Genomic DNA, 19866 nt, shown 5'->3' on the forward strand with positions numbered 1-19866 from the left:
AATTGGGGGCATCAGCCCTTCAGCATGCGCTCCACGATGTCCGAAACGTCGGAAGACAGCTTTTCGCCTGCCGCGATCGTGCGCAGCGCGTTGCGCGCATGGTCCGAACGGCCGTCCTCAAGCGCCCGCCAGGAGCGCATGGAGGTGAGGATGCGGGCGGCGAGCTGCGGGTTCTTCGGGTCGATCTCAAGAATCTGCTCGGCGAGGAAGCGGTAGCCGGCGCCGTCCGCCCGGTTGAAGCCGGTCGGGTTCGAGAAGGCGAAGGTGCCGACGAGCGCGCGCACGCGGTTCGGGTTCGTCCTGTTGAAGTGCGGGCTTTCCATCAGCGCCTTGACGCGGTCCAGCGCGCCGTCGCCCGGAATGGTCGACTGGATGGAGAACCACTTGTCGATGACCAGCGCATTGTCGGCAAAGCGAGCGCGGAAGGTTTCGAGCGCTGCCGCCGCCTCCGGCGCGTCCGGGAAGCGATGGGCGAGCACGGTGAGCGCGGCGCTGAGATCGGTCATGTTGTCGGCCGCCGCGAAGGCCTCCGCGGCGCGGGCCGGCGTGCCGTCGGCCACGGCGAGATAGGCGAGGGCCGCATTGCGCAGCGCCCGCCGGCCGGCGCTCATCGCATCCGGCGTGAAGGTGCCGGCGGTGCGGTGACCTTCGAAGAGCGCGGCGAAGACGGCGGGGTCGCGGTTCGCCACGAAGGCGAGCACGGCTTCGCGGCCGGCGCGGATGGCGTCCGGATCGTTGTTGCTGCCGAGTTCGCGGGCGATGTCGGATTCGGAGGGCAGCGCCAGCGCCTGCGCGCGGAAGGCCGGCTCCAGCGTCTCGTCGCCGGCAATGGCGATCAGCGTGTCGGCGAGCACCGCATTGGTCTCGACCGGCTCGCCGGCCCGCGCCTTTCGCGCGGCCTCGACGAGGTTCGGCAGGGCGAGGTCGTTCAGCGCCTGCCAGCGGGCGAAGAGATCGCTGTCGTGGCGGGCGATATGGGCAAGGTCGGCGGGCGCCTGCTCGAAATGCAGGTTGATCGGCGCGGAGAAGCCGCGGTTGAGCGAGACGACCGGGCGCGAGGCGATACCGGAGAAGGTCACCGTCTGGCGGCGCTCACGGAGATGCAGCACGTCGCCGGTCACGTCGGCGCCGCTGACGGCGCTCGGCAGCGCTTCCGTGCCGTCGGCGGAGAGGAGGCCGAAGCGCAGCGGAATATGCATCGGCTCCTTCGCGGCTTGGCCGGGCGTCGGCGGGATCATCTGCTCCAGCGACAGGGTGAACGCACCCTTCGCCTGGTCGTAGCTCGACGAGACGCTGACGAGCGGCGTGCCGGCCTGATGGTACCAGAGCGAGAACTGCGAGAGGTCGACGCCGTTCGCCGCCTCGAAGCATTTGACGAAATCCTCGATCGTCGCGGCATCGCCGTCGTGCCGCTCGAAATAGAGGTCCATGCCCTTCTTGAAGCCGTCCTTGCCGACGATGGTCGCGATCATGCGCGTCACCTCGGAGCCTTTTTCATAGACGGTCGTCGTGTAGAAGTTGTTGATCTCGCGGTATTTCGTCGGGCGCACCGGATGGGCGAGGGGGCCGGCATCCTCCGGGAACTGCTCGGACTTCAGGTGCCGTACCTCGGCGATGCGCTTGACCGCGCGCGAGCGCTGGTCGGCGGAGAATTCGTGGTCGCGATAGACCGTCAGGCCTTCCTTGAGGCAGAGCTGGAACCAGTCGCGGCAGGTGACGCGGTTGCCGGTCCAGTTGTGGAAATATTCGTGGGCGATGATCGCTTCGATATTCGCATAGTCCTGGTCGGTGGCGCTCTCGGGGTCGGCGAGCACGTATTTGTCGTTGAAGACGTTGAGCCCCTTGTTCTCCATGGCGCCCATATTGAAGTCGGAGACGGCGACGATCATGAAGATGTCGAGGTCGTATTCGCGCCCGAAAACCTCCTCGTCCCACTTCATCGAGCGCTTCAGCGCGTCCATGGCATAGGCCGCGCGCGGCTCCTTGCCATGCTCGACATAGATCTTCAGCGTCACCTCGCGGCCGGACATGGTGGTGAACGTGTCCTCCACGACGCCGAGATCGCCGGCGACCAGCGCGAAGAGATAGGAGGGCTTCGGATGCGGGTCGAACCAGGCGGCGAAATGCCTGCCTTCACCATAGCCGGCGCCGCCCAAAAAATTGCCGTTGGACAGCAGCAGCGGGCAGCTCGCCTTGTCGGCGATGATGTTGACCGTATAGACGGCAAGCACGTCCGGCCGGTCGGGGAAATAGGTGATGCGGCGGAAGCCTTCGGCCTCGCACTGGGTGCAGTAGACGCCGTTGGTGCGGTAGAGGCCCATCAGCTGGGTGTTGGCCTCCGGGTTGATCATCGTGGTGATGGTGATCTCGAAGGGGTCCGTCGCCGGCAGGTCGCGGATCGTCAGGCTGTCGGGCGTGGCGTCGTAGCGCGCCTTGTCCATCTCCATCTGGTCGAAGAGCAGGCTGGTCATGACCAGTTCGTCGCCGTCGAGCACCAGCGGCGCGGCGGGATCGGCGCCTTCGCGGCGGTGGAAGATCAGCCGCGCCTCGACCTTGGTTTCCGTCGGGTCCAGTTCGAAGGTCAGGTCGACGCGCTCGAGAACGAAGTCGGTCTGGCGATAGTCTGCCAGATGAATGATCCGGCCGTTCTCTGTCCGCATGATATGTCCTGCTCCTTGCCGTCCGGGCCGTATCGTTTTGGTGCAACGCTACGGGCGATACGGACGGTCTGCCCCCGAATTCCCTGGATTGATAGGCTTATTGGCTTAACATCTCATTTCCAGGCTCCTCCGAAAACCGGAAATTTGCGTTTTGCCGGGACAGGCATCCCTCCCGCGGATCCGATCAAAATTATCCGTGACGCATCACCAGAATTGATCCCATCCGCCGGCCGATCCGGATAGACTTGCCGCCAGCCTGAATCGGTTCTCCGGTCTCTCCTCAACCGCCTGATGCCACGGCCCGCCGGCCGTGACGAGTTCTCCATGGACATGCCGTACCCCAACCCCATGCGGGGCATTTCACTCAAGGTCTTCTCGGTGGTGATCTTCCTCTGCATGTCCGCGCTCATCAAGGCGGCCGGCAAGGATATTCCGGCGGGACAGATCACGTTTTTGCGTTCGGCCTTCGCCATGGTGCCGATCATCGTCTTCCTCGCCGTGCAGGGCCAGCTGCGCGACGCCTTCCGCACCAACGACATCTTCGGCCATTTCAAGCGGGGTTTTGTCGGTATCCTCTCCATGGGCTTCGGCTTCTACGGCCTCGTGCACCTGCCGCTGCCGGAATCGATCGCACTCGGTTACGCGCTGCCGCTCGTCACCGTCGTCGTCGCCGCGGTGTTCCTCAAGGAGAGGGTCGGCATCTATCGCTGGACGGCGGTGCTGGTGGGTCTTCTGGGCGTCGCCATCATCAGCTGGCCGCGCCTGACGCTGTTCCGGGAAGGCGGATTCGGTTCCTCGGAGGCGATGGGCGCGCTCGCCATGCTGGCCTTCGCCGTGCTCGGCTCCTTTGCCATGGTTCTGGTGCGCAAGCTGGTGCAGACGGAGCGCACGCCGACCATCGTGCTCTATTTCTCGCTGTTCGCCTCGATCTTCTCGCTGGGTACGCTGCCTTTCGGCTGGATCGCGCTCGGCTGGCCTTCGCTCGCTCTGATGGCGCTGGCCGGCTTCTGCGGCGGCATCGCGCAACTGCTGCTGACGGCGAGCTATCGCTACGCCGACGTCTCCACCATCGCGCCGTTCGAGTATATCTCGATCGTGCTCGGCCTCATCATCGGCTATGTCGTGTTCGGCGACGTGCCGACTGAGACCATGCTCGTGGGCACGGCCATCGTCGTCGCCGCCGGCATCTTCGTCATCCTGCGCGAGCACCAGCTCGAATTGAAGCGCCGGGCGGCCATGCGCCACCAGACCCTTCAGGGATAGGCGTCACCGCCATTCGGGGGTCGTCGTGTCCTCGATGCGCTCATCCGTCGCCGCATCGGGCTGGAGCGCGGCCGCGGCGACATCGGCGCCCAGCGGCTGCACCGCCATCGCCTGGTAATCGGTCTTGACCACGAGGCCGTCGTTCTCCTCGCGCCGGCTGATGCGCCAGGCGGCATAGGCGCCGTAGAGCACGAAATAGGCCGCCAGCACGACGAAGAGCGAACCCGGCCCGAACCGGTCCATGATCGGGCCGACCATGATGGGGCCGGAAATGGTGCCGATGCCGTAGACGATCATCATGCCTGAGGAGACCTCGACATATTCGTCGGGCTGCGCGCGGTCGTTGGCATGGGCGACGTTCAGCGCATAGATCGGGAAGATGACCGAGCCGACGAAGGCGGCGACGACATAGAGCAGCACCGGCGGCCCGCCGGCGACGGCGGCCATGGCAAGGCACGAGACCGTGCCGACCGCGCCGCAGGCCACCATGACGAGGCGGCGGTCCATCCGGTCGGAGGCCCGGCCGATCGGGATCTGCGAGAGGGCGCTGCCGAGGAGCACGCAGGCAAGCAGCGTCGCGCCTTCCGCCGTGGAAAGCCCGCTGCGCTGCGTGAACACGCCGCCGAGGTTCAGCCAGGCGCCGGACATCGCCCCGGCAAGGAAGGCGCCGACGACGGCGACCGGCGAGCGCCGGTAAAGTTTGGCGACATCGAAGCGCGCCTGCGTCGGCGGGGCCGGCAGCGGCGAGGAGGTCAGCGCCGTCGGCAGCAGGGCGACGGAGAAGATGATGCCGCAGAGAATGAAGAGCGAGGTGTTGGACGGGTCGCCGAGCGGCACGAGATATTGCCCGCCGATCGTGCCGACCATGGTGGTGATCAGGTAGACGGAGAAGATCGAGCCGCGGTTCTCGTTGGTCACGCGCTCGTTCAGCCAGCTTTCGATGATGAGGTAGCTGCCGGAAATGGCGAAACCCGACATGGCGCGAAACGCCATCCAGGCGCGCCAGTCGACGACGAGGGCGCAGAGCAGGATGCCGATGGCGAGCAGCGTGATCAGCGCCACGAAGACGCGCACATGCCCGACCAGCAGCACGAATTTCGGCGTGACGATGCAGGAGAGCGTGAAGCCGATCGTATAGCCCGTCGCGATCATCGAGATCGTCTGCGTCGACCAGCCCTCCGCGACCGCGCGCACCGGCACGACATAACTCTGCAGCCCGAAGGCGACCATCATCAGGAGGGTGGACAGCATCAGGCTGAGAATGGAGACGAGGCTCGCCAGCATGGGGGCTCCGGGGAAGGCGCGTTCGGTGTCGGAGTGTCGCTCTATTGCGGCGGCCGCGCGCTGTCCACTGCGACAATGGCTGGCGTAAAACAAGAAGATTATCTGGGGAGTTCGGGAGGTGAGGGAATTCCCGATAGGGTTGTACTGGAGAGAATTGCCGGGGTGAACCTTGGCAAAACGAAAGGAGGTGAGACGTTTGCGAATCCGGCTTACGCTGACGATCAGGTTCAGAGGTTGGCGCTTCACCCTGACGATCAGCTAAGAAACGGTTCGGGCTTCGGCCCGGTCTCCACCGGAAGAAAAGGCGTCTCACCTCCTCACGATGAAGACAATAGCACAGCGCCGGCCGGCTTCAAGGCCAGGGCCAAGCTCAGTTCGGCAGGAAGGCCTTGAGCGGGTCGCGGCGCTGCGCGGCGTCGCGCGGCAGGGAAGCCAGCACGGAATATTCCCGGGCGGCGTTCACGGCGGCGCGGATATCGGCGATGTCGGACATCAGCTTGCGAAAGGTGGCCATGGTCTGCTCCTGGGGTCGGTCTGCATCGGAAGGCGCCGGCCGGGCGCCTTGCATCGGCTCAGCGCTGGATGAACTCGGCGAAGAGCTGGACGGGGCGGTTGATACGGGCGAAACCGGAGGCGGTGAGCTGCTCGTTGGCCGGGGCAGCGATGCCGCCGAAGCCGCGGCCGGTGCGCAGACCGGAATGGCGGAGCGTCTCGAAGCTCGAATGGATGGGCCGAAAGCGGGCGGTCATGGGTCGATTCCTTAAATCCTGTCCCTCCCGTCCTGTTATATTGCGCCGCAACATTGATTTTGCAATGCGACATTCTGCCCGGCAGATATGTGCAAATCGCATGACTGATGAAACATTTTGTTCATGCTTGCGGCAGTTTTTCGTCAGGCCCTGCGGATGATCCACAGGTCTTAAAAGCCAAGCCATTGAAAAATATGAAGGTAGCCTTCGTGATCAGGCCTTGAGCCCTGCACGAAAAGCAAGCAAATCCTGCCAGACGAGCCGCTTGCTGACCGGCGCCGTCACCAGATCCTGCGGGTGCAGCGTCGCAAAAGCCGGGATGGTGCGGCCGGAAATCGCAAACTCCCGCCATTCTCCCCGCAACTGGTGGATCGTGTCGTTCGAACGCAGCAGGAATCGCGCGGCGAAATTGCCGAGGATCAGCAGGTGATTCGGCTCGGCAAGCGCGATCTGCCGCTCGATGAACGGCCGGCAGATATCGGCCTCGCGCTGCGAGGGCGGGCGGTTGCCGGGCGGCCGCCACGGCACGACATTGCTCAGCAGGAGGTCGGCCCGGTCGAGCCCGATGCCGGCCAGCATGCGGTCGAGCATCGCGCCCTGCCGGCCGGAGAAGGGCTGGCCGTCGCGGTCGTCGTCGGCATTCGGCATGGCGCCGATCACCATGACCGAGGGCTTCGCATTGCCCGCCGCAAAGACGAGGCAGCGGGCGCTGGTCTTCAGGTTGCAGCCGTTGAAGGCCTCCATCGCCGTGCGCAATTCCTCCAGCGAACGGGCGCTGCCCGCCGCGAACTCCGCCTCGGCCACCGCCTGGCTGTCCGGTATCGCGACATTGGGCAGGACGTTCGGCTGGGGCGCAGCGGCCGCGGCGCGCGGTTGCTCCTGCCGGGCCGGCGCCGGGCGGGCGGCCTGCTGCGGGGCAGGGGCGGTTTCCCGCGGCGCCTGCATGCCGCGCGCCGCGCGCATCGCCTCGAATTCGGCGATGCGGTCGACGGCCTCTTCCTCCAGCAGCCATTCGACGCCGGCATCCGCATAGAAATGCAGGAGCGATCGGAGCTGTGCGGGATTGAGGTCGTTCGCGGCGTTCATGGCTGCACCTTAGCGAAGCGGCTTGCCGGAGGAAAGCGCCGCCGTCATCGTCACGCCGCCCATTGCGCCACGTCGTCGCCTTCGCCGATCAGCGCGAGACCGTGGGCGATCGACAGCAGCTCGCCGCCGCTCTCGATGCGGTCCGCATCGAAGCGGCGGGTGAAGATGCGCCTGACGGCCGGCACGAAGGAGGTGCCGCCGGTCAGGAACACCTTGTCGATGGCGCCGGGCGCGGTGCCGGTCTTCTCCAGCACCTCGTCCAGCGCGCCCTCGATGCGGGCGAGGTCCGGTGCGATCCAGTCCTCGAAATCGGAGCGCCTGACCATCCTGCGGCCCGCGGCGCCGAGCGGGGCGAAGTGGAATTCGGCTTCGTCCGCCACCGACAGCGCCATCTTGGTGGCCGAGATCGCCTGGTAGAGCGGATAGCCCTCGTCATGCTCGACGAGATCGATGAACAGTTCGAGCTTTTCCGGCTCGAGCGACGAACGGACCAGCGACTTGAGGTCGGCGAATTCGCGCGTCGTCTTGAAGATCGAGAGCTGGTTCCAGCGGGCGAAGTTGGCATAATAGCCGGACGGCACCTCCAGGACCTTGTCGAAGCTCTTGAAGAAGCTGCCCTTGCCGATCTCCGGCGCGACGAGGCGCTCGATCATGCGGGCATCGAAATGGTCGCCCGCGATGCCGACGCCCGAATGGCCGATCGGCTGTGCCGTCAGCCGGCCGGCCTGCCGCTCGAAGCGGATCAGCGAATAGTCCGTCGTGCCGCCGCCGAAATCGGCGACCAGCACGGTGGCGTCGCTCTTCAGCGTCTGGGCGAAATAGTAGGCCGCCGCGACGGGCTCGTAGACATAGTGGATCTCCGGGAAGCCGAGCCGCGTCAGCGCCGCGTTGTAGCGTTCGAGCGCGAGCGCCGGGTCGGGGCTTGCACCGGCGAACTGTACCGGCCGGCCCGCGATGACGCGCGAGACGTCCGCCGGCCATCCATCGCCCGCATAGGCCTTCAGCCGGCGCAGGAACACCTCCATCAGGTCGTCGAAGGCATGGCGGCGGGCAAAGACCAGCGTGCCCTGGAAGAGGGCGCTTGCGGCAAAGGTCTTGATCGACTGCAGGAATCGGCTATCGCCGGGATTGTCGATGAACTGGCGGATCGCCGCCTGTCCGGCCTCCACCTTCAGCGCCTGCGCACCGACGACCGGATCCTTCATGAAGGACAGCGCCGTGCGCATCGTGTCGGTGACGCCGACGCTGCTGTTGAAGGTCATCGACCGTGTCGCCCCGGTCCCTTCGGAAAGCGCCAGAACCGTGTTCGTCGTGCCGAAATCAAGCCCGAGTGCCCGTGCCATCGCCGTGCCCCTTCGATCGTCGAAAATGTGTTGGAGCGGAGCGAAAGCCCCGCGCGAAAGGCGCGTCGGCGCGCCCGGAAATGGGAGAGCGCGCCAGATGGCACAGGCGGGCTGGGAAGGCAAGGGGGGAGGTATGATTGCCCCTCAGCCTGATCTTCTCCCCGAGGTGGGAGGCCTATTGCCTATGCAGTTCGGCGTTGCCCCATCCCCTTCTCCCCCGCGGGGAGAAGGTGCCGGCAGGCGGATGAGGGGGATGGCGAAGGCGCAAACGATACGTCCGAGCCACCCCCTCATCCGACCCTTTGGGCCACCTTCTCCCCGCGGGGGAGAAGGGGAGAGCGGCAACGGTTTCCTTCCATGTGCGGTGGGCTGCCGGATGAGGGGCCCCGACGCCTCAGACCGAACGTGCCGCGCCGCCGTCGCAGCGGATGAGGCTGCCGGTGACGTAGCTGGCCGGCGCGCTGCACAGGAAGGCGGCGGTCGCCGCGAATTCCTCCACCGCGCCGTAGCGCCGGGCCGGGATCGCCCGTTCCGAGGCCGCGCGCACCTCGGCGATGCTCCTGCCGCTGCGCTCGGCGGCGGCGGCGTCGAGGCTCTTCAGCCGGTCGGTCAGGATGCTGCCGGGCAGGAGCATGTTGCTGGTGATGCCGTATTCGGCGACCTCGCTCGCCAGCGTCTTGGACCAGCCGGCCAGCGCCGGGCGCAGCGTGTTGGACAGCGCCAGGCCCGGGATCGGCTCGATGACGCCGGAGGAGGCGACCGTCAGGATGCGGCCCCAGCGCTGTTCCTTCATGACGGGCAGCAGCCGGTTGGTGAGCGTGATGATCCGCAGCACCATGGACTGGAAATAGGTGGCCAGCTTTTCCTCGCTCATGTCCTCGGTGGAGCCGGGCGTCGGCCCGCCGGAATTGTTGACGAGGATATCGACCCCGCCGAGCTTTTCCCGCGTCGCCTTCACGAGCGTCTCGACGACGTCCTCGTCGCCGAGATCGGCCTGCACCCAGTCGGCGCGGCCGGGGCCCGCCGCATTGATGGCCGCGCAATTGGCCGCAAGCGTCTCCGCGCTGCGCCCGCACAGGAGGACATGCGCGCCCTCGCGGGCGAGCGCTTCGGCAATGCCCTTGCCGAGGCCGCGGGAGGAGGCGAGGACGAGGGCGCGTTTGCCGGCAATTCCGAGATCCATCGTGGTCTGTCCTATGTTCGGGGCGCGTCGGCGCGATAGGGCACCTTGCCCGGATTGAAGAGGTTTTTCGGGTCGAGCGCGGCCTTGATCGCCTGCGCCACGGCGCGGCGCGACGCATTGCCGTAGCTGAGATAGGCGCGGCGCTTCTCCGTTCCCACCCCGTGCTCGGCGGAAAAGCTGCCGCCGAGCTCCGCGACGCCGGTATAGACGGCGTCCTCGATCGGTTCCTTGGCGCCCGGGGCCGCCACGCCGTTGCCGATGACGGAAATATGCAGGTTGCCGTCCGCGACATGGCCATAGACATAGGCGTCGAAACCCGGATCGACGGCCTTCAGCCGCTGCCGCAGGCCGTCGACATACCCGTCGAGCGCACCCGGCGGCACGGAGACGTCGAAGGAGGGCGCGGCGGGGAAATGCCGGTACATGAAGTCGCCGTCCTCGCGCAGCGCCCAGAAGCGCCGGGCCTGGTCGAGCGAGGCGGCGACGATGCCGCTGGTCAGACCGTGCTCCTCCCAGAGGGCGGCAAGGCCCTCTTCCAGCGCCTCGCGGGCCTCCGCCTCGCTGCTGGCGGACACTTCCATCAGGAGGATCGCGGGGGTATCGGCCTCCAGCCAGCCGAGGTCGAAACCCTTGTCCGCCGCGCTGTCGTGCAGATAGCGCTGCCACATCAATTCGGCGCCCTCCAGCTGCAGGGCCGGCCGGCTGCGGAAATGGGCGATGAGCGCGAGGGCGGCCCTGGCGTCGGGCACGCCGACGAGCGCGGTGGCGCGCATCGGGTTGAAGCTTTCGAGCTTCAGCACGGCGCGGGTGACGAAACCATAGGCGCCTTCCGAGCCGATGAGCAGCTGCTTGATGTCCGGCCCGGCGCTGACCTTCAGCACGCGCGTCAGGTCGCTGACGAGGCTGCCGTCCGGCATCACCGCCTCGATGCCGAGCACCTGGTGGCGCATCACGCCGTTGCGGAAGGCGAGGATGCCGCCGGCATTGGTGGCGATCATGCCGCCGATGGTGGCGCTGCCGCGCGCGGCGAGGTCGATGCCGGGAATGAGGCCGACCCCTGCCGTCGCCTCCTGCAGGGCCTGCAGCGTGACGCCGGCGCCGACCGTGACGGTGCGGGCGAGGGGATCGATGGCCTCGATGCGGTCGAGGCGGGCGGTGGAGAGGATGAGCTCGCCCGGCCGGCTGATGCCGCCGCCGACAAGGCCTGTGCGCCCGCCCTGCGGCACGATGGGCACGTCGTTTTCGAAGCACCAGCGCACCACGGCGGCCGCCGCCTCGGGCGTCGCCGGCTCGGCCATGGCGCCCGCGCCGAAATTGCCCGCATGTTCGCCGGGATGCCGGTTCGCCAGCCGGTCGCTTCCGATAAGGTGGAGCGTGTCGCCGAAATCGTGCAAGTCGCGTTCGAGCGATTGGATAATCTCGGACATGTTCCCGTTTCCTCTGCCGATGGGCCGGCTCGAATGCGTAGTGCGGCGGAGAAGCGGAATCAAGCGCGCACGGGCTGATACGGGCGGCAATCGGTTGACGTTTACGTTAAAGTCAATAAACTTTCGACCCTGTCATGATGTCATGCGCAAATGCAGGGAAAGTCTGTCGCAGAACGGCTCGACAAGGCTTTCGGCATTTGCCATGACAGGCTAACCAGAGGGAATTGCCGCGGCTTTTGAGGGGTTGCGGGGTGGAGAGGCGAATGAGCGACGAAATGGAACTCCCCGAACGCGAGAGCATGGAATTCGACGTTGTGATCGTGGGTGCGGGTCCGGCGGGCCTTTCCGCGGCGATCCGGCTGAAGCAGGTGAACCCGGAGCTCTCCGTCGTCGTGCTGGAGAAGGGCGCGGAAGTCGGCGCGCATATCCTGTCGGGCGCCGTCGTCGATCCCATCGGCATCGACCGCTTGCTGCCCGGCTGGCGCGAGGACGCCGGCCATCCCTTCAAGACCGAGGTGACCGACGACCGCTTCCTCTTTCTCGGCCCCGCCGGCTCCGTCCGCCTGCCGAACGCCTTCATGCCGCCGCTGATGAACAACCACGGCAACTACATCGTCTCGCTCGGAAACGTCTGTCGGTGGCTGGCGACCAAGGCGGAAGAGCTCGGCGTCGAGATCTATCCCGGCTTTGCCGCAACCGAAGTGCTCTACAACGACGAGGGCGCCGTCATCGGCGTCGCCACCGGCGACATGGGCATCGAGCGCAATGGCGAGCCCGGCCCGAACTATACCCGCGGCATGGCGCTTCTCGGCAAGTACACGTTGATCTCGGAAGGCGTGCGCGGCTCGCTCGCCAAGCAGCTCATCGCCAAGTTCAGGCTGGACGAGGGCCGCGAGCCCCAAAAGTTCGGCATCGGCCTCAAGGAGCTCTGGCAGGTGAAGCCGGAGAACCACAGGCCCGGCCTCGTGCAGCACTCCTTCGGCTGGCCGCTCGGCATGAAGACCGGCGGCGGTTCCTTCCTCTACCATCTGGAGGACAACCTCGTCGCCGTCGGCTTCGTCGTGCACCTCAACTACAAGAACCCGTACCTCTATCCCTTCGAGGAATTCCAGCGCTTCAAGACGCATCCCGCCATCAGGGGCACCTTCGAGGGCGGCAAGCGCCTCTCCTACGGCGCGCGCGCCATCACCGAAGGCGGCTACCAGTCGGTGCCGAAGCTGTCCTTCCCCGGCGGGGCGCTGATCGGCTGCTCGGCCGGCTTCGTCAACGTGCCGCGCATCAAGGGCAGCCACAATGCGGTGCTGTCGGGCATCCTGGCGGCCGAGAAGCTGGCGGATGCGATTGCGGCGGGCCGGGCCAATGACGAGCCGATCGAGATTGAGCAGGGCTGGCGCGACAGCGCCATCGGTTCCGACCTGAAGAAGGTGCGCAACGTCAAGCCGCTGTGGTCGAAGTTCGGCACGGCGGTCGGCGTGGCGCTCGGCGGCCTCGACATGTGGACGAACACGCTGTTCGGCTTCTCCGTCTTCGGCACGCTCAAGCACGGCAAGACGGACGCGCAGAGCCTGGAGCCGGCGGCAAAGCACAACAAGATCGACTACCCGAAGCCGGACGGGGTGCTCACCTTCGACCGCCTCTCCTCGGTGTTCCTGTCGAACACCAACCACGAGGAGGACCAGCCGGTCCACCTCCAGCTCAAGAACCCGGAGCTGCAGAAGACCTCCGAGCTCGACGTCTATGCCGGCCCGTCCACCCGCTACTGTCCCGCCGGCGTCTACGAATGGGTCGAGAAGGACGGCCAGGACGTCTACGTCATCAACGCGCAGAACTGCGTGCACTGCAAGACCTGCGACATCAAGGACCCCAACCAGAACATCAACTGGGTCCCACCCCAAGGCGGCGAAGGGCCTGTCTATCCGAATATGTGAGGCGTGGGGAGGCCGGGCCGCACGAAAGAGCGCGGCAAGGGCCGGTCTGTCCCGCTATGTGATCTTCGGTCGGCCGCAAGGGTGCGCGCCGAAGGCATCGGCGAAGGTCCGGTCCATCCGGTCGGAAGCAGGGCAACCGCATTGGAGTGCGACGATGCCGCTCCTCCCTTCTCCCCCACGGGGAGAAGGTGGCCCGAAGGGTCGGATGAGGGGCGGCTCGGACAGATCGGTTGCGTCTTCACCATCCCCCTCATCCGCCTGCCGGCACCCTCTCACCGTGGGGAGAAGGGGGATGTGGCAGCGGTTTCCTTCCATAGGCGATTGCCCTGCGGCCGGCAGCGGCGCTGAGGCGCCTGCCTGTCCTTTTCCGGCAGCTTCAAGTTGCCGGGCCGGCCCTGTATAGTCCCACCCGAACGGGGGAGGGATCGGCGACATGCAGGCCGGGCCGGTATTCGCAAGGGCTGGGCGCGGGTGGCGAACCGGCATCACGGCCATCATTGGCGCCGTGCTCGTCGTCGTCGGGCTGCTGGCGGCCTGGGGGCTCTGGTCGGTGCATGGCATCTACCGGGATCTCGCCTCGTCCGGCCACACCGTCGAGGCGGAGATGACAGGCTTCGAGGCCGCCTGGGTGGGAAGCCGCGGCAGCCGCCGCGAGGTCTATTACCCGATCCTCGAATTCACGACGGCCGAGGGACAGCGGATCCGCACCACCTCCTACACCGCCATCGACCCCGCCGATTACACGCCGGCCGCCCGGGTGACGGCCGTTTATTCGGCAGCGGATCCGGCGCTTGCCATGCCGGTCTCGGCCCTTTCGGCCTGGCCCGATGGCACGGCCTGGGCGATCGGTGCTTTCAGCTTGTTGTGCCTCCTGGTGGGCGGCATCCTGCTGAGGGCCGGCCTGATGCGGCCGTGAATGCCCGCGCTTAACCTGCCATTAACCATAAACGCATAATTTTCAGCCCCATAGACGAAGTGTTAGGGGCTTTTGAACATGTCGATTTCCCGCCGCGGATTCCTGCTCGGCGCATCCGCATTGCTTGCCGGCTGCGCGACGAACGGCACCAGCGACCGTGCCAATTACGGCGACAGGCTGGACGAGAAATTTCCGCTGAAGGCGATCCCGCTCGACAAGATCAAGCCCGAGCTGCGCCGCCAGGAAGTCGCCTATGACACCGGCCATGCCGCCGGCACCATCGTGGTCGACACGCCGGCCCGCCGGCTCTACTACGTGCTCGGCAACGGCCGGGCGATGCGCTACGGCATCGGCGTCGGCCGCCAAGGCTATTCGCTGGCCGGCAGCGCCTATATCGGCCGCAAGGCGGAATGGCCGAGCTGGACGCCGACGCCGAACATGATCCGCCGCGATCCCAGGAAGAACCTGAAATATGCCGGCGGCGTGCCCGGCGGCCTCAACAACCCGCTCGGCGCCCGCGCCATCTACCTCTACCAGAACGGCAACGACACGATGTTCCGCATCCATGGCACCAACCAGCCGTGGTCGATCGGCGAGGCCATGTCGAGCGGCTGCGTGCGCATGCTCAACCAGGACGTGATCGACCTCTACGACCGGGTGAAGACCGGCGGGCGCGTCCATGTCATCCAGGGCCGGCGCATGGCCTGACGGCGGCACAGCCGCGACATCGCGCCGGTGGCGCGCGGCAGGAGGGTCGGCTTTCGCCGGCCCTTTCGGCGTTTTCATTCTTTGAAAAAACTGAATTGCATCATAACATTGCCATCGCGACGCCAAGCTTGGACAAAGTCGGGGCGGTCTTGCGAATTTGGCCTTTCCATGACGCATAGGGGTCAATGGCAGACGCATTCGTGCCGGCATTCGACTCCGTAGCTGCAAAAGTCGAGGCTGCGGCATCGTGGAAAGAGAAGGCCCCCGACTGGCCCTGTCCAAGATGGATCCGCAGAGGGATCACGGGCCCGGCGCCGGCGGTGCAGCGGGTTCCTGTCGGCACAATGACACCGCCGAAATGAGGGAACGGATATGAAACATCTTCTTGCTTCCACCTGCCTCGTCGCCGGCCTTCTGGCCATGACGGGCGCGGCACGCGCCGAATGCGGCGACGTGACCATTGCCAGCATGAACTGGCAGAGCGCCGAGGTTCTCGCCGCGCTCGACAAGTTCATCCTGACCGAAGGCTATGGCTGCAATGCCGAGGTCATCGTCGGCGACACGGTTCCGACCATCACCTCGATGATCGAGAAGGGCGCGCCGGACCTGGCGCCCGAAGGCTGGGTCGACCTCCTGCCGGACGTCGTCAACCGCGGCATCGAGGAAGGCAAGCTGATCGGCGCTGCCGTCGCCCTTTCCGACGCCGCCGTGCAGGGCTGGTGGATTCCGAAATACATCGCCGACGCCAACCCCGACATCAAGACGATCGACGACGCGCTGAAGCACCCCGAACTGTTCCCGGATCCGGAGGACAAGTCGAAGGGCGCCGTGCACAACGGCCCGCAGGGCTGGGGCGGCACGGTCGTGACCAGCCAGCTCTACAAGGCCTATGGCGGGGAAGCGGCGAACTTCACGCTGGTCGACACCGGCTCGGCCGCCGGCCTCGACGGCTCGATCGCGAAAGCCTACGAGCGCAAGGAAGGCTGGGTCGGCTACTACTGGGCGCCGACGGCCCTTCTCGGCAAGTACGAGATGGTGAAGCTCGAGCACGGCGTGCCCTATGACGCCGCCGAATGGAAGCGCTGCAACACGGTCGCCGATTGCCCGGACCCGAAGAAGAACGACTGGCCGAAGGACAAGGTCCAGACGCTGGTGACCAAGACCTTCTCCGACCGCGCCGGCGCCGACGTCATGGGCTATCTCAACAAACGCGCCTGGTCGAACGACACGGTCAACAAGCTGATGGCGTGGATGACCGACAACCAGGCGAGCGGCGACGATGGCGCCAAGCATTTCCTGGAGGAGAACGAAGCCCTCTGGAAGGAATGGGTCTCGCCGGAAGCGGCCGAGAAGATCAAGGCCGCGCTCTGACCGGTTGATCGAACCGGGCGGCGCGTCCTCGGGCGCGCCGCTCCATCTTCGTTTCATCACATGCCGCCGGCGCCTGTTCGGGCGGCATCTATCAGGGTTGGCTTGAAGACCGACGCAGATCGGTCGGAGCCGGAAGGGGATCGACATGGAATGGTTCACGAAATTTCCGACGATGGACGCGAATACCCTGCGCGATCTCAAGAAGACGATCGATGAGGGCTTCCGCACCTTCACCCGCGCCTATGGCGACGGCATCGAATCGATCTTCGAGCCGCTGCAGCACTTTCTGATCTGGTCCGAGCGTTTCATGACGCGCACGCCCTGGCCGATCATCCTGCTATTGATCGCGCTCGTCGCATGGTTCGCCAGCCGCAACTGGAAGATCGTCGCCGGCGCGGTCGGCACGCTGCTGGTCATCGGCTATTTCGACATGTGGGACGACACGATGAAGACGGTCTCGATGATCTTCGTCTGTACCGTGCTTTCCATCGTCATCGGCATCCCGATCGGCATCCTCATGTCGCGCTCGGACCGGGTGCAGAACGTCATCAACCCGGTCCTCGACGTCATGCAGACCATGCCGAGCTTCGTTTATCTCATCCCGGTCGTCATGCTGCTCGGCATCGGCAAGGTGCCGGGGCTCATCGCGGTGGTCATCTACGCCATCCCGCCGATGATTCGCCTGACCAATCTCGGCATCCGCCTCGTCGACAAGGATGTCCTGGAGGCGGCGGACGCCTTCGGTTCCTCGAGCTGGCAGAAGCTGAAGAACGTGCAGATGCCGCTGGCGCTGCCCACCATCATGGCCGGCATCAACCAGACGATCATGATGGCGCTCGCCATGGTGGTCATCGCCTCGATGATCGGCGTGCAGGGCCTCGGCCAGCCGGTGCTGAAGGCGATCTCCAACCAGTATTTCACGCTCGGCATCTTCAACGGCCTCGCCATCGTCGGCATCGCGATCATCTTCGACCGCGTCAGCCAGGCCTTCGGCAAGCGCCTGCAGAAGCACCGCGAGATTATTCACGGTTGATCGCACGCGCGATGTCGCAATATCCTGCGGCCCGGTGGCCGCAGGATTCTCCGGCCGGAACAGCGAGCGCCGGTCGATGCAAGGCAGCACCCTCGACTTCTACAACTCCCATGCGGCCGCCTATGCCGCGGACGGGAACAGGCCAAACCCGAAACTCTTCCCGTTCCTGCAGCGCTGCAAGGCCGGCGGCAGGATCCTCGAACTGGGCACCGGCGGCGGCGTCGATGCCGCGGCCATCCTTGCCGCGGGCTTTGCGCTGGATGCGACGGATGGATCGGCGGAACTCGCCGCCATCGCCTCGCGACGGCTCGGCCAGCCGGTCCGCACCATGCTGTTCCAGGAACTGGACGTGGAGGAGGCCTATGACGGGGTCTATGCCTGTGCATCCCTGACCCATGTCGCCCGCGACGAGCTTGCCGGCGTGATCGGCAAGGTGCACACGGCCCTCGTGAAAGGCGGCGTCGCCTGGGCCAGCTTCAAGGCGGGATCCGGCGAAAGCGCCGACGCCCTCGGCCGCCACTACAACTATCTTTCGGTAAAGGAACTGACGGCCTACTGGCGGGACAGCGGTCCGTGGGCTTCGCTGGAAGTGGAAAGCTGGAGCGGCGGTGCCTATGACCGCCGCCCCACCGACTGGATCGCCGTTACCGCGATCCGCTAGATGTCAGCGTTTCGGCGAGAGGACGCCGGTGGAGAGGGCGACGCCTGCCCCGACGACCAGCGCCGCCGTGATCTCCGCCGCGCCGAAGCTCTCGCCGAGGAACACCGCGCCGCCGAGCGTCGCCAGCACCGGCGTGATGGCGGTGAAGGCGGCGGCCTGGCTGCCGCCGAGCGTGCGGATGGCGGTGCCATAGGCGAAGGTGGCGATGAGGCCGGACAGGATGCCCTGGCTGGTGACCTGCAGCGCGAGGTCGGGCAGGGAAGCCTCGCCAAGATGCGTGCCGAAGAGCGCGGCCAGGACGAGATGGATCAGGAAGGACCAGACGGCGATGAGGGCCGCGCCCTCCAGGGCGGAAAGGCCCGAGCGGCGGAAGGCATGGGTGAAGCCGGCCCAGAGCACGGCGCCGAGCGGTAGCAGCAGGAAGCCGGTCATGGTCATGCCGCTCTTCTGCAGGCTGGCGGCAAGCAGGATGACGACGCCGGCGACGATGGCCGCAAGCCCGGCAAGCCGCATGCGATCCGGCCGTTCGCCGAACAGCGTGATGCCGATGAGGGCCGTCGCGAGCGGCATGGACCCGCCGAGCAGGATGCCGCCGGGCGCGGCGGGCGTGGTGTGCAGTGCCGCCGCCGTCATCTGGAAGAACAGGGCGCCGGCGCCCGCCACCATCACGACGACGAGCCTTGCCGGCACAGGATTCGGCAGCAGCCCGGTCCTTAGCCAGACCGGCGCGAGGAGGAGGGCGGGCACGCCGTAGCGGATGAGGCCGATATCGATCGTGCCGAGCGGGGTCGCCGCCGTGTGGCGCGTCGCGAGCACCCAGGTCGCCCAGATCAGGACCGTGACGACCGCGCCGGCATAACCGGCGACGAGGGGATTGGTCTTCCCCTCTGAAGAAAGCGAGACCATGGCCATGGCGATGTCCTTTCTGCGCTGTGGCTCAATTCATGGCCAGACTCTAGCGCCGAAGGCCGGGGCATGTCCTTGCGTGTTGTGCCTTCAGAAATGTAGGATGCGCACGATCATGCCGAAAACTATCGGAAAAGTTCTAGAATATGCCAAATCTTGATAAATTCGACATCGCTATCCTCAAGGTGCTGCAGGAGGATGCGCGCGCGACCAATGTGGAGATCGCCGAGCGGGTGAACCTGTCGCCGTCGCCCTGCCTGCGCCGCATCCGCAACCTGGAGAAATCCGGCGTGCTGCGCGGCTATCGCGCCGATATCGACCGCAAGGAGGTCGGCCTCGGCCTCACCGTCTTCGTGGAGATCAAGGTGGGGCAGCACAGCCGGGAGAATGCGGCCGCCCAGCAGCAGGCGCTGCTCGCCATTCCCGAAGTCGTCTCCTGCTTCCTCATTTCCGGCAATGCGGATTTTCTGGCGGAAGTGGTGGTGGAGGACCTGTCGGCCTATGAGACGCTGCTGACCGAAACCCTGCTCGCTTTGCCCGGCGTCACCGACATCCGCTCCAATTTCGCGATCCGCAGCATCAAGACGGGCGGCCCGCTGAAGCTGCCGACGCTGTGATACGGAAAACCGCCCCGACGAGCGGCGTCGGGGCGGTTGGGACGGCCGGAGAGGCAGGGCCGTCCAGGGCGTGCCCCCGGAGAGAGGGGGGCGCCGCCCGGCCTGTCGTCACTGCGCAGGGACGACAGGCGCTTTCGAGGATTTCCAGGCGACGACCATCAGCGCGCCGATGACGGTGATGTGCTCCATGACGACATGGAATTCGATCGTGCGCATCGGCTCCTGCATGGTCCAGAACGTGTGCGCGATCGGGATGGTGAGGGCGGTGAAGACGGCGAGCATGCCGGCGCCGAGCCAGGTCCAGCGGTTGGCGATGATCAGCACCGATCCGACGATCTGGGTGACGGCGGTGGCGATGTTGAAGAGGGCGGGGGGCTCCAGCCCGAAATGCGCCATTTCGGCGATGCCGGCGTTGAAATCGGCGAGTTTCGCGATGCCCGAGAGCCAGAACATCGAGGTGAGGGTCGTGCGGGCGAGGAAGCCGAAGGCGCGGCTGCCGGTGATGCTGTCGATAAGGGCGGACATGCAATGTCTCCAGGGGCGTTCATGGGCCTACGGAGTGTCTTTCGACCGTTCTCCGATTGCAACCCGCCGTTTCATTCGAGGCGTTCGGCGGGTTGCGATGACCTATGTCTACCAGAGTTCCGGCCCGACCCTGTCACCCTGGTAACAAGACGCACAAACGAAAGCGGCGCCCGAAGCGGGCGCCGCGCAGATCGTTTCCGGTCGTG

Annotated in this window: 18 protein-coding genes; 8 read left to right on the plus strand and 10 right to left on the minus strand. The window is 66.1% G+C overall.

Annotated features, from left to right (window positions below; translation table 11 throughout):
• Window positions 1-11: 11 nt before the first annotated feature.
• The gene (gene pepN, locus AABF56_RS03205) at window positions 12-2660 is read right to left on the minus strand and encodes an aminopeptidase N (protein WP_272804900.1); all 2649 of its coding nucleotides are present in this window, start codon (window positions 2658-2660) and stop codon (window positions 12-14) included.
• Between the two features lie 324 nt (window positions 2661-2984).
• Between pepN and AABF56_RS03210 the strand changes: the two genes are divergently transcribed.
• The gene (locus AABF56_RS03210; RefSeq protein WP_244769981.1) at window positions 2985-3923 is read left to right on the plus strand and encodes a DMT family transporter; all 939 of its coding nucleotides are present in this window, start codon (window positions 2985-2987) and stop codon (window positions 3921-3923) included.
• A 3-nt stretch (window positions 3924-3926) separates the two neighbouring features.
• Here AABF56_RS03210 and AABF56_RS03215 read toward each other — a convergent pair whose 3' ends face one another.
• From AABF56_RS03215 to AABF56_RS03245, 7 genes are all read right to left on the minus strand, one after another.
• The gene (locus tag AABF56_RS03215) at window positions 3927-5207 is read right to left on the minus strand and encodes an MFS transporter (protein ID WP_272804901.1); all 1281 of its coding nucleotides are present in this window, start codon (window positions 5205-5207) and stop codon (window positions 3927-3929) included.
• A 370-nt stretch (window positions 5208-5577) separates the two neighbouring features.
• The gene (locus AABF56_RS03220; RefSeq protein WP_244769983.1) at window positions 5578-5721 is read right to left on the minus strand and encodes a hypothetical protein; all 144 of its coding nucleotides are present in this window, start codon (window positions 5719-5721) and stop codon (window positions 5578-5580) included.
• Window positions 5722-5779: 58 nt separating this feature from the next.
• Window positions 5780-5956, minus strand: coding sequence for a hypothetical protein (locus AABF56_RS03225; protein WP_023517454.1), 177 nt, complete (start codon window positions 5954-5956; stop codon window positions 5780-5782).
• A gap of 213 nt (window positions 5957-6169) precedes the next feature.
• Complete coding sequence (locus tag AABF56_RS03230) at window positions 6170-7042, minus strand: uracil-DNA glycosylase (protein WP_272804902.1); 873 nt, start codon at window positions 7040-7042, stop codon at window positions 6170-6172.
• A 50-nt stretch (window positions 7043-7092) separates the two neighbouring features.
• On the minus strand, window positions 7093-8385 hold the full coding sequence (locus AABF56_RS03235; protein WP_272804903.1) for an Hsp70 family protein: 1293 nt from the start codon (window positions 8383-8385) through the stop codon (window positions 7093-7095).
• Window positions 8386-8779: 394 nt separating this feature from the next.
• Complete coding sequence (locus AABF56_RS03240; RefSeq protein WP_244769986.1) at window positions 8780-9568, minus strand: SDR family oxidoreductase; 789 nt, start codon at window positions 9566-9568, stop codon at window positions 8780-8782.
• A gap of 11 nt (window positions 9569-9579) precedes the next feature.
• Window positions 9580-10995, minus strand: coding sequence for an FAD-binding oxidoreductase (locus AABF56_RS03245; protein WP_272804904.1), 1416 nt, complete (start codon window positions 10993-10995; stop codon window positions 9580-9582).
• Window positions 10996-11258: 263 nt separating this feature from the next.
• On the opposite strand from AABF56_RS03245, the gene AABF56_RS03250 reads away from it, so the two are divergent.
• The 6 genes from AABF56_RS03250 to AABF56_RS03275 all read left to right on the plus strand — a co-directional run bounded on the left by AABF56_RS03250 (window position 11259) and on the right by AABF56_RS03275 (window position 17612).
• The gene (locus tag AABF56_RS03250; protein WP_272804905.1) at window positions 11259-12923 is read left to right on the plus strand and encodes an electron transfer flavoprotein-ubiquinone oxidoreductase; all 1665 of its coding nucleotides are present in this window, start codon (window positions 11259-11261) and stop codon (window positions 12921-12923) included.
• A 433-nt stretch (window positions 12924-13356) separates the two neighbouring features.
• Entirely contained in the window at window positions 13357-13839 is a 483-nt protein-coding gene (locus AABF56_RS03255; RefSeq protein ID WP_272804906.1) for a DUF3592 domain-containing protein, read from the plus strand.
• A 78-nt stretch (window positions 13840-13917) separates the two neighbouring features.
• Entirely contained in the window at window positions 13918-14547 is a 630-nt protein-coding gene (locus tag AABF56_RS03260) for a L,D-transpeptidase (protein WP_244769990.1), read from the plus strand.
• Window positions 14548-14919: 372 nt separating this feature from the next.
• Window positions 14920-15918: an ABC transporter substrate-binding protein gene (locus AABF56_RS03265; protein WP_244769991.1), complete on the plus strand. Its 999-nt coding sequence runs from the start codon at window positions 14920-14922 to the stop codon at window positions 15916-15918.
• Window positions 15919-16063: 145 nt separating this feature from the next.
• Window positions 16064-16951, plus strand: coding sequence for an ABC transporter permease (locus tag AABF56_RS03270; RefSeq protein ID WP_244769992.1), 888 nt, complete (start codon window positions 16064-16066; stop codon window positions 16949-16951).
• Window positions 16952-17027: 76 nt separating this feature from the next.
• Window positions 17028-17612 carry a class I SAM-dependent methyltransferase gene (locus AABF56_RS03275; protein WP_272804907.1) on the plus strand — a complete coding sequence of 195 codons (585 nt, stop codon included), beginning with the start codon at window positions 17028-17030 and terminating at the stop codon, window positions 17610-17612.
• A 3-nt stretch (window positions 17613-17615) separates the two neighbouring features.
• On the opposite strand, the gene AABF56_RS03280 is transcribed toward AABF56_RS03275, so the two are convergent.
• Window positions 17616-18524, minus strand: a complete 909-nt coding sequence (locus tag AABF56_RS03280) for a DMT family transporter (protein WP_272804908.1) — start codon at window positions 18522-18524, stop codon at window positions 17616-17618.
• Between the two features lie 140 nt (window positions 18525-18664).
• On the opposite strand from AABF56_RS03280, the gene AABF56_RS03285 reads away from it, so the two are divergent.
• The gene (locus AABF56_RS03285; protein WP_244769995.1) at window positions 18665-19135 is read left to right on the plus strand and encodes an Lrp/AsnC family transcriptional regulator; all 471 of its coding nucleotides are present in this window, start codon (window positions 18665-18667) and stop codon (window positions 19133-19135) included.
• Window positions 19136-19243: 108 nt separating this feature from the next.
• Here the strand turns inward: AABF56_RS03285 and AABF56_RS03290 are convergent, their stop codons facing one another.
• On the minus strand, window positions 19244-19660 hold the full coding sequence (locus AABF56_RS03290) for a DoxX family protein (protein WP_272804909.1): 417 nt from the start codon (window positions 19658-19660) through the stop codon (window positions 19244-19246).
• Window positions 19661-19866: the final 206 nt, after the last annotated feature.

This window comes from Shinella sp. WSC3-e (assembly GCF_945994535.1).
Taxonomy (GTDB): domain Bacteria; phylum Pseudomonadota; class Alphaproteobacteria; order Rhizobiales; family Rhizobiaceae; genus Shinella; species Shinella yambaruensis.

Excerpts from the sequence above, each read along its gene's own strand:
- AABF56_RS03255 (WP_272804906.1), top strand. The coding sequence starts at position 13,357 with ATGCAGGCCGGGCCGGTATTCGCAAGGGCTGGGCGCGGGTGGCGAACC.
- AABF56_RS03240 (WP_244769986.1), bottom strand. The coding sequence starts at position 9,568 with ATGGATCTCGGAATTGCCGGCAAACGCGCCCTCGTCCTCGCCTCCTCC.
- AABF56_RS03235 (WP_272804903.1), bottom strand. The coding sequence starts at position 8,385 with ATGGCACGGGCACTCGGGCTTGATTTCGGCACGACGAACACGGTTCTG.
- AABF56_RS03280 (WP_272804908.1), bottom strand. The coding sequence starts at position 18,524 with ATGGCCATGGTCTCGCTTTCTTCAGAGGGGAAGACCAATCCCCTCGTC.
- AABF56_RS03245 (WP_272804904.1), bottom strand. The coding sequence starts at position 10,995 with ATGTCCGAGATTATCCAATCGCTCGAACGCGACTTGCACGATTTCGGC.
- AABF56_RS03210 (WP_244769981.1), top strand. The coding sequence starts at position 2,985 with ATGGACATGCCGTACCCCAACCCCATGCGGGGCATTTCACTCAAGGTC.
- pepN (WP_272804900.1), bottom strand. The coding sequence starts at position 2,660 with ATGCGGACAGAGAACGGCCGGATCATTCATCTGGCAGACTATCGCCAG.
- AABF56_RS03270 (WP_244769992.1), top strand. The coding sequence starts at position 16,064 with ATGGAATGGTTCACGAAATTTCCGACGATGGACGCGAATACCCTGCGC.
- AABF56_RS03275 (WP_272804907.1), top strand. The coding sequence starts at position 17,028 with ATGCAAGGCAGCACCCTCGACTTCTACAACTCCCATGCGGCCGCCTAT.
- AABF56_RS03225 (WP_023517454.1), bottom strand. The coding sequence starts at position 5,956 with ATGACCGCCCGCTTTCGGCCCATCCATTCGAGCTTCGAGACGCTCCGC.
- AABF56_RS03285 (WP_244769995.1), top strand. The coding sequence starts at position 18,665 with ATGCCAAATCTTGATAAATTCGACATCGCTATCCTCAAGGTGCTGCAG.
- AABF56_RS03215 (WP_272804901.1), bottom strand. The coding sequence starts at position 5,207 with ATGCTGGCGAGCCTCGTCTCCATTCTCAGCCTGATGCTGTCCACCCTC.
- AABF56_RS03250 (WP_272804905.1), top strand. The coding sequence starts at position 11,259 with ATGAGCGACGAAATGGAACTCCCCGAACGCGAGAGCATGGAATTCGAC.
- AABF56_RS03220 (WP_244769983.1), bottom strand. The coding sequence starts at position 5,721 with ATGGCCACCTTTCGCAAGCTGATGTCCGACATCGCCGATATCCGCGCC.
- AABF56_RS03290 (WP_272804909.1), bottom strand. The coding sequence starts at position 19,660 with ATGTCCGCCCTTATCGACAGCATCACCGGCAGCCGCGCCTTCGGCTTC.
- AABF56_RS03265 (WP_244769991.1), top strand. The coding sequence starts at position 14,920 with ATGAAACATCTTCTTGCTTCCACCTGCCTCGTCGCCGGCCTTCTGGCC.
- AABF56_RS03260 (WP_244769990.1), top strand. The coding sequence starts at position 13,918 with ATGTCGATTTCCCGCCGCGGATTCCTGCTCGGCGCATCCGCATTGCTT.
- AABF56_RS03230 (WP_272804902.1), bottom strand. The coding sequence starts at position 7,042 with ATGAACGCCGCGAACGACCTCAATCCCGCACAGCTCCGATCGCTCCTG.